The organism is Mycobacterium sp. (assembly GCF_036490025.1).
GTDB lineage: Bacteria > Actinomycetota > Actinomycetes > Mycobacteriales > Mycobacteriaceae > Mycobacterium.
Map to the genome: position 1 here is coordinate 1 of NZ_DASXEP010000155.1, position 7,586 is coordinate 7,586.

7 protein-coding genes and 1 tRNA gene are annotated in these 7,586 nt (G+C 66.3%); 5 read left to right on the forward strand and 3 right to left on the reverse strand.

Annotation, left to right across the window (positions count from 1 at the left end; translation table 11 throughout):
• Positions 1-50 precede the first annotated feature (50 nt).
• From lipE to VGG53_RS17595, 3 genes are all read left to right on the forward strand, one after another.
• On the forward strand, positions 51-1,307 hold the full coding sequence (lipE, locus tag VGG53_RS17585; RefSeq protein WP_331519359.1) for a lipase LipE: 1,257 nt from the start codon (positions 51-53) through the stop codon (positions 1,305-1,307).
• A gap of 7 nt (positions 1,308-1,314) precedes the next feature.
• A complete protein-coding gene (locus VGG53_RS17590) occupies positions 1,315-1,689 on the forward strand; it encodes a hypothetical protein (RefSeq protein ID WP_331519360.1) in 375 nt (124 codons plus the stop codon).
• A gap of 132 nt (positions 1,690-1,821) precedes the next feature.
• Positions 1,822-2,712 carry a cyclopropane mycolic acid synthase family methyltransferase gene (locus VGG53_RS17595; protein WP_331519361.1) on the forward strand — a complete coding sequence of 297 codons (891 nt, stop codon included), beginning with the start codon at positions 1,822-1,824 and terminating at the stop codon, positions 2,710-2,712.
• Here VGG53_RS17595 and VGG53_RS17600 read toward each other — a convergent pair.
• A tRNA-Ser gene (locus VGG53_RS17600) sits at positions 2,694-2,780 on the reverse strand. The genes VGG53_RS17595 and VGG53_RS17600 overlap by 19 nt on opposite strands.
• A gap of 24 nt (positions 2,781-2,804) precedes the next feature.
• Positions 2,805-3,314: a MarR family winged helix-turn-helix transcriptional regulator gene (locus tag VGG53_RS17605; protein WP_331519362.1), complete on the reverse strand. Its 510-nt coding sequence runs from the start codon at positions 3,312-3,314 to the stop codon at positions 2,805-2,807.
• Positions 3,315-3,388: 74 nt separating this feature from the next.
• On the opposite strand from VGG53_RS17605, the gene VGG53_RS17610 reads away from it, so the two are divergent.
• Positions 3,389-4,369, forward strand: a complete 981-nt coding sequence (locus tag VGG53_RS17610) for an NAD(P)H-quinone oxidoreductase (protein ID WP_331519363.1) — start codon at positions 3,389-3,391, stop codon at positions 4,367-4,369.
• Between the two features lie 57 nt (positions 4,370-4,426).
• Here the strand turns inward: VGG53_RS17610 and VGG53_RS17615 are convergent, their stop codons facing one another.
• Complete coding sequence (locus tag VGG53_RS17615) at positions 4,427-5,623, reverse strand: cysteine desulfurase-like protein (protein ID WP_331519364.1); 1,197 nt, start codon at positions 5,621-5,623, stop codon at positions 4,427-4,429.
• A gap of 109 nt (positions 5,624-5,732) precedes the next feature.
• Between VGG53_RS17615 and VGG53_RS17620 the strand changes: the two genes are divergently transcribed.
• The coding region (locus tag VGG53_RS17620; protein ID WP_331519365.1) for a DUF6541 family protein at positions 5,733-7,586 on the forward strand (1,854 nt) is incomplete at its 3' end.

The window sequence follows — 7,586 nt, forward strand, 5'->3', positions numbered from 1 at the left end:
GCCACGTACCCTCGCGGAGAGATTCGACCGTCGACTCGGAGGGGACGCGCATGACGGGCCAGGATGGTTCACTGGGCAGAATCCGCGTCCCGGCCGACCTCGACGCCGTCACCGCAATCGGCGATGAAGACCATTCCGGGATCGACCCGGCGGCCATCGAGCGGATCTGGCAGGCCGCCCGGCACTGGTACCAGGCGGGCATGCATCCGGCGATCCAGGTATGCCTGCGGCACAACGGCAAGGTCGTGCTGAACCGCGCGATCGGGCACGGCTGGGGCAACGCGCCGACCGACCCGGCCGACGCCGAAAAGATACCGGTCAAGACCGATACACCGTTCTGCGTCTACTCCTCAGCCAAGGCCATCACCGCGACCGTCGTGCACATGCTCGTCGAACGCGGTCAGTTCTCGCTCGACGATCGTGTCTGCGACTACATACCCACCTACACCAGCCACGGCAAGGACCGCACCACCATCCGGCACGTGATCACCCACAGCGCCGGCGTCCCATTTCCCACCGGGCCACGGGCGGACCTCAAAAGGGCAGACGACCACGAGTACGCGCAGGAACAGCTCGGCAAGTTGCGGCCGCTGTACCGGCCGGGGCTGGTACACATCTACCACGCGCTGACCTGGGGCCCGCTGATGCGCGAGATCGTCTACGCCACAACAGGTAAGGACATCCGCGATGTCCTGGCCACCGAGATTCTCGACCCACTGGGCTTCCGTTGGACGAATTTCGGTGTGGCAGAACACGATATCCCGCTGGTGGCGCCGAGCCATGCCACCGGAACGACGTTGCTGCCTGCTCCGATCGCGGCGGCCTTCCGCAAGGCGGTCGGTGGTACGACCCACGAGATCATCCCGATCACCAACTCACCGCTGTTTCTCAAGACCGTGATCCCGTCCTCCAATACCGTCTCCAATGCCGATGAGATGTCGCGGTTTGCCGAAATATGGCGTCGCGGAGGCGAACTCGACGGTGTCCAGGTGGTGCGCCCGGAGACACTACGCGGGGCAACCAAACAATGTCGCCGACTGCGACCCGATGTGGCGACCGGCCTGCTCCCGGCCCGCTGGGGCACCGGCTTCCAACTGGGCACGAAGAGGTTCGGTCCGTTCGGCCGGGGTGCGCCCGCGGCATTCGGTCATCTGGGGCTGGTCAACATCGCGATCTGGGCCGACCCCGAGCGCCAGCTCGCCGCCGGTGTGGTCAGCAGCGGCAAGCCGGGCAGAGACCCGGAGGTCAAGCGATACACGGCGCTGATGGACCGCATCGCCGCCGAGATCCCGCGGACTACGCCATAGTTGACCGATGGAGCCGCAGTACCCGCACCCGTACTACCCGGCCCACCGGCCGCGGCGGCATTCCGTCGTCGACGTCACGATCACCTCGATCCTGTCGGTGCTGGCCGGACTCGCCGCGTTGGGGACGGTGGGGTTCTCGTTGTTCTTCGTGATGGCCACCGACTCGTGCGGCGAGCACTGCGATTACCGGGCGCTCAATGCCGCTTACCTGGTGACGTGGGGCGGGGTCGGGGTCGCCGTCCTGATCGGGGCGTCCGGCGTTATCGTCGCCGCGGTACGCGGATGGCTGATGTGGGTCTGGCCGGCGCTGGCGATGGTGCTGATCATCGCCGCCTTTGCGATCGGCGTGCACCTTGCCGACTCCGTCATGCAGCACGGTTAACGGGGTTCATCGATGCGGGTTTACTATGCCCCGAACACGTTTTGCCAAGGTCGGGGACCAGCGGACGTTCGCGCTGAGCATTGAGCGTCTACATTGCGTTGCCCGACTTCTGACTGAGATGGGTAGCGTTCAATGGCTGATGAAAACAGTGCTCTGACACCGTTCTACGAACAGTCGCAATCAATCTACGACCTCAACGACGACTTTTTTGCGCTGTTCCTGGGCCCGACGATGGGCTACACGTGCGCCTATTTCGACCGCGACGACATGACCCTCGACGAGGCGCAGGTCGCGAAGTTCGACTTGGCGCTGGGTAAGCTGAACCTCGAGCCCGGCATGACGCTGCTCGACATCGGTTGCGGGTGGGGCGGCGCGCTGGAACTGGCGCTGCAGGAATACGACGTCAACGTCATCGGCATCACCCTGAGCCGCAACCAGCACGCGTGGACCACGGCCCGGTTGGCGAAGGTGCCGACAACGCGATCGGTCGAGGTGCGACTGCAGGGCTGGGAGGAGTTCGACGAGCCGGTCGACCGCATCGTGAGCATCGGCGCGTTCGAGGCGTTCACCAAACCTCGCTACCACGCGTTCTTCGAGTCGGCGCATCGGCTGCTGCCCGCGGACGGCGGGATGCTGCTGCACACGATCCTCGGGCGCCCGCAAGGCTTCTTCGCGGCGAACAACGTGGCGATCACGATGACCGATCTGCGGTTCATGCGGTTCATCGGGCAGGAGATCTTCCCCGGCGGCGAACTGCCCTCCGAAGACGACGTCGTCCAGTTCGCGACCGCGGCCGGTTTCGGCGTCGAGCGGATCCACAGCCTCCGGGCGCACTACGCCAGGACACTGGACATGTGGGCGATCAACCTGGAGGCCAAGCGCGACGAGGCGATCACGATCACGGACGAGGCCAACTACGACCGATTTATGCGCTATCTGACCGGGTGCGCGGACTTCTTCCGTCGCAGCATCACCGACGTCGCGCAGTTCACCCTCGCCAAGGGCGGTGGCGGAGGGATTTGAACCCCCGGACGGTTTTAGCCGTCTCTCGCTTTCAAGGCGAGTGCATTAGGCCGCTCTGCCACGCCACCGCGGACAAGGGTAGCGGCTCGCAGTCATCGTCCGGCTTTCGACGCCTGGTCGGAACGCCTCAGCGCGACGCTGATCCGACGGCAGTTCTCCCCCATCGCGGCGACCTGCGAGCGCGACAACTCCCCGAGGAAGTTGGTCCGCACGCATTCGGCGTACGTCACCATGGCCTCTCGCGCCGCGGTCCGGCCGTCCTCGGTGATCGCGGCTACCACACCGCGACGGTCGTCCAGGCTTGCCTCGCGGCGCACTAGTCCCTGGTCTTCCAGGCGGCGGATCTGGCGGGTGAGCCGGCTCGGCAACGACGCCAGCGCCTCGGCCACATCGCCCATCCGGGCGCACCCGCTCGGCGCGCGGTCCAACATGTCGAGGACCCTGATGTCGAACAGCGACAGCTGGTGCGTCTCGGTCAGTCGACGGTTGAGCGTCGCGTACAACCGCAGGGTGGCGTCCAGGAAGTTCTGCCACGATTTTTGCTCGGCGATATCCAGCCCGGGCATCTCGCTGGCTGTCCGGCCAGCAATGAGGGCGGCCATGCCTCATGCTATGCGACACTTTGGCTTGAAGTGTCAAAAACCGCGGTAAATTCGCAGGTAGTAGCCTGACGAGCATGTATGCCATCGTCGCCGAATCCGCCGATCAACTGTTGTGGCAACAGGTTCCAGACGTCGCCCCGAGTCGCGGCGAAGTGCTGATCAAGGTCAGCGCCGCCGGCGTCAACCGGGCCGACCTGCTGCAAGCCGCCGGTCTCTATCCGCCGCCGCCGGGCGCCAGCGAACTGCTCGGCATGGAGGTCTCCGGCGTCGTCGCCGAGGTGGGCGACGACGTCGACGACTGGTCGCCAGGGCAGGAAGCCTGCGCTCTGCTGGCCGGCGGTGGCTACGCCGAATACGTCGCTGTCCCGGCGGGCCAGCTGCTGCCGCATCCGGCCGGCCTCGATCTGCAGGATTCTGCCGGCGTGCCAGAGGTGGCGTGCACGGTCTGGTCGAACCTGGTGATGACGGCGCATCTCAGCGAAGGTCAACTGCTGCTGATTCACGGCGGGGCCAGCGGCGTGGGAAGTCACGCCATTCAGATCGCTCGCGCACTGGGTGCCCGGGTCGCCGTCACTGCGGGCTCGGCGGCCAAGCTGGAATCGTGTCGCGAACTGGGCGCCGACATCACCGTCAACTATCACGACGAGGACTTCGTCGCGCGCATTCGAGACGCCACCGACGGCTCGGGCGCCGACGTGATCCTGGACATCATGGGCGCCGCATATCTGGACCGCAACATCGACGCGCTGGCCACCGACGGTCAGCTGGTCATCATCGGCATGCAGGGCGGAGTGACGGGCGAACTCAACATCGGCAAGCTGCTCAGCAAACGGGCCCGAGTCATCGGCACCACGCTGCGCGCGCGGCCGGCCACTGGGCCCGGGAGTAAGAGCGCCGTTGTCGCCGAGGTAGCGAGGTCGGTATGGCCGATGTTTGCTGACGGGCGTCTCCGGCCGATCATCGGGGCGCGGCTGCCCATCCAGGACGCTGCCGAGGCGCATCGCCTGCTGTCGTCGGGACAGGTGACCGGAAAGATCGTGCTGACCGTGAACTAGCGCGAGCAGACGCAGAATCGCACTGCGGAGACTCCGCCAGTGCGATTCTGCGTCTGCTCACCCAAGGGAGGCGAGGGCGCGGACCAATTGGTCGACCTCGGCCATCGTCGAGTAATGCGCGAGCCCGACGGTGACCGCACCGCCGACGTCGTTGACGCCGATCACGTCGAGCACCCGCGAGCTGGCGTTGGAGATCGCCAGAATGCCGTTGTCCGCCAACCGTTGTACCACCCGCTCGGCCGGCACTTCGTGGACCGCGAAGCTGACCACGGGTATCCGGGACTCGGGACGCGCGATCACCACTACCAACGGCAGCGAACGCAGCGAGCCCATCAGGTACTCGAATATCCCATCCATGTAAGCGGTCGCGGATTGTAGTGAGGTGAACAGCCTTTCGCGTCGAGTCCCGCGCGCCGACTCGTCGAGCGAAGCAAGATATTCGATGCTGGCGACGAACCCGCCGAGCAAGCCGAATTGGTGCACGCCGACCTCGAGGCGCGCCGAGCCGGTTGCGTAGGGGTCGGTAGCCACCGACGCGAAAGTGTTGATCATCGCCGGATCGCGGAACACCAAGGCGCCCACCGGCGGACCGCCCCAACCCACCGCGTTGATCGCCACCACGTCGGCGTCGATGTCGTCGATGTCGATCAGTCGATACGGCGCGGCAGCGGAATGGTCGACGATCACAAACCCGCCGACGTCGTGGACCAATTTGGTGACCGGACGCAGGTCGGTGACACTGCCTAGAGTTCCCGACGCCGACGTCACCGCAACCAGACGGGTCGCCTGCCCGATCAGCGCCTCCCATTGCCAGGACGGCAGGTCGCCGGTCTCGATATCGACTTCGGCCCACCTCACCTTGGCGCCGAAACGGTTTGCTGCGCGCAGCCAGGGCGCGATGTTCGCCTCGTCGTCAAGCCGGGTGACCACGACCTCGTAGCCCAGGCCGGCCCGGGTCGACGACGCGTCCGCCAACGACGACAGCAACACCGCGCGGTCGGCGCCCAGTACCACGCCGCGGGGGTCGGCGTTGACCAGATCCGCCGCCGCTTGACGGGCCGCCTCCAAGACGGCCGCGCTGCGTTTGGCTGACGGATGCGGGCCCGCGGTGCTGGGGAAGGAGCCACGGAAAGCAGTGGAAACGGTGGTTGCCACCGAGTCGGGGATCAGCATCCCCGACGGCGCATCGAAGTGCACCCAGCCGTCCCCGAGTGACGGGTGCAACCCGCGCACCCGGGCGACGTCGTATGCCATACCAGCCACCTTAGAGCGCTGCCCAATAAGCCGAATCGTGACGGTAGCGGGCGCCCGGATACGTCCCCGCCGTCCCGAGCCAGGTCACCCGGCCAGCCATACTAGTCCAGTGGGGCTCTGGTGGGGGACGCTGATCGCCTTGTTTTTGCTGATCGCGCCGGGGGCAACCGTTGCCCGAATCACGCAGCTAACTTGGCCGATTGCCATTGCAGTTGGCCCCGCATTGACCTACGGGGTAGTGGCGTTGGCGATCATCCCGTTCGGAGCACTCGGAATCCCTTGGAACGGTTGGACTGCGCTTGCCGCGCTTGCCGTGGTGTGCGTCGTGGCAATCGGTTTGCAGCCGCTGATGGCCCGCTACCGCGATGCCGAGGCGGAGGTGCGCGGGATCGATTACCGCCAGGCGCTGACGGTGGCGGCCGGAGTGCTGCTCGGCGCGCTGCTGATCATGTGGGCCGCCTACCGCGGCATCGTGCATTGGCAGTCCATCCCCAGCACGTGGGACGCGGTCTGGCACGCGAACACCGTGCGCTTCATTCTCGACACCGGCCAGGCGTCGTCCACTCACATGGGCGAGCTGCGCAACGTCGAAACCCACCAGCCGCTGTACTACCCGTCGGTGTTTCACGCCCTGACCGCGGTCTACTGCCAGCTCACCGGCGCGGCACCCACGACCGGCTACACCGTGACTTCGGTGGCGGCGTCGGGCTGGTTGTTTCCGTCCAGCGCGGCGATGCTGACCTGGCACCTGCTTCGCCCTCGCACGACGCACGCCGCCGCAGTGGCCGCCACCGCGGCAGCCTTGTCGGCGTCGTTCACGTCGGTGCCCTACGTCGAATTCGGGACAGCCGCAATGCCCAACCTGGCGGGCTACGGCGTCGCGATTCCGACGTTCGTCCTGATCACGTCGACGCTGCGGCACCGCGATCGCATCCCGGTCGCGGTGCTGGCCCTGGTCGGTATTTTCTCGGTGCATCTGACCGGTGGATTCGTGGTCATTCTCTTTTTGCTGGCCTGGTGGCTGCTGGACGGGTGGTGGCATCCGGTGCGCGGGCGGCTCGGCGACGTGCTGGCGCTGTCGGCGGCGGCCGTGCCGGCGGGGCTGATCTTGGCGCCGCAGTTCATCGGGGTGGCCCGCCAGGCCGACATCATCGCCGGGCACGCCTTCCCCAGCTTCAAAACCGTCAAGCAGGGCGTGATCGACGCGCTGCTGCTGCACACCCGACACCTCAACGATTTCCCGACGCAGTACGGCCTGATCGTGTTGAGCGGCATCGGCATGGCGATCCTGCTGTACAAGCGAATCTGGTGGCCGCCGGTGCTCTGGCTGGTGCTCACCGTGGCGACCGTTTACTCGGCGGCGCCGTTTCGCAATCCGCTCGGCTCGGCCATCGAAGGGTTCAGCCAGTTCTTCTACAACGATCCGCGCCGGCTATCGGCCGTGGTGACGATGGTGGCGACGCCGATGGCGGCCGTCGCGGTGTTCGTGTTGGTCGTCGGCGCCGTGGCATGCGCCAAACGGCTGGTTAAACTGCCTGCGCCCGTATGGGTTTCGGTGACCGCCGCACTGCTGGTGCTGACCACCGTGCTCACCGGCCGGCATTACCTCTGGCGGCACCTGGTGCTGTTCGGCGACAAATACGACTCGGTGATGATCAACCAGAAAGACCTCGACGCTTTTGCGCACCTGGCCACCCTGCCGGGCGCCCGCACGACCGTGATCGGCAACTCGAACGTCGACGGCACCGCGTGGATGTACGCAGTGGCCGACCTGCACCCGCTGTGGACCCACTACGACTTCCCGCACCAGACTGGCCCGGGCTATTACCGGTTTATTTTCTGGGCCTACGCCGATGCCGACGCGCTGCCGCAGGTGCCCGACGAGATTCGGGCACTGGTACCAGAAGCGATCCGGGCGCTCAATGTCCGCTACATCCTGACCAGCGCCCCGACGGTCCGGGGG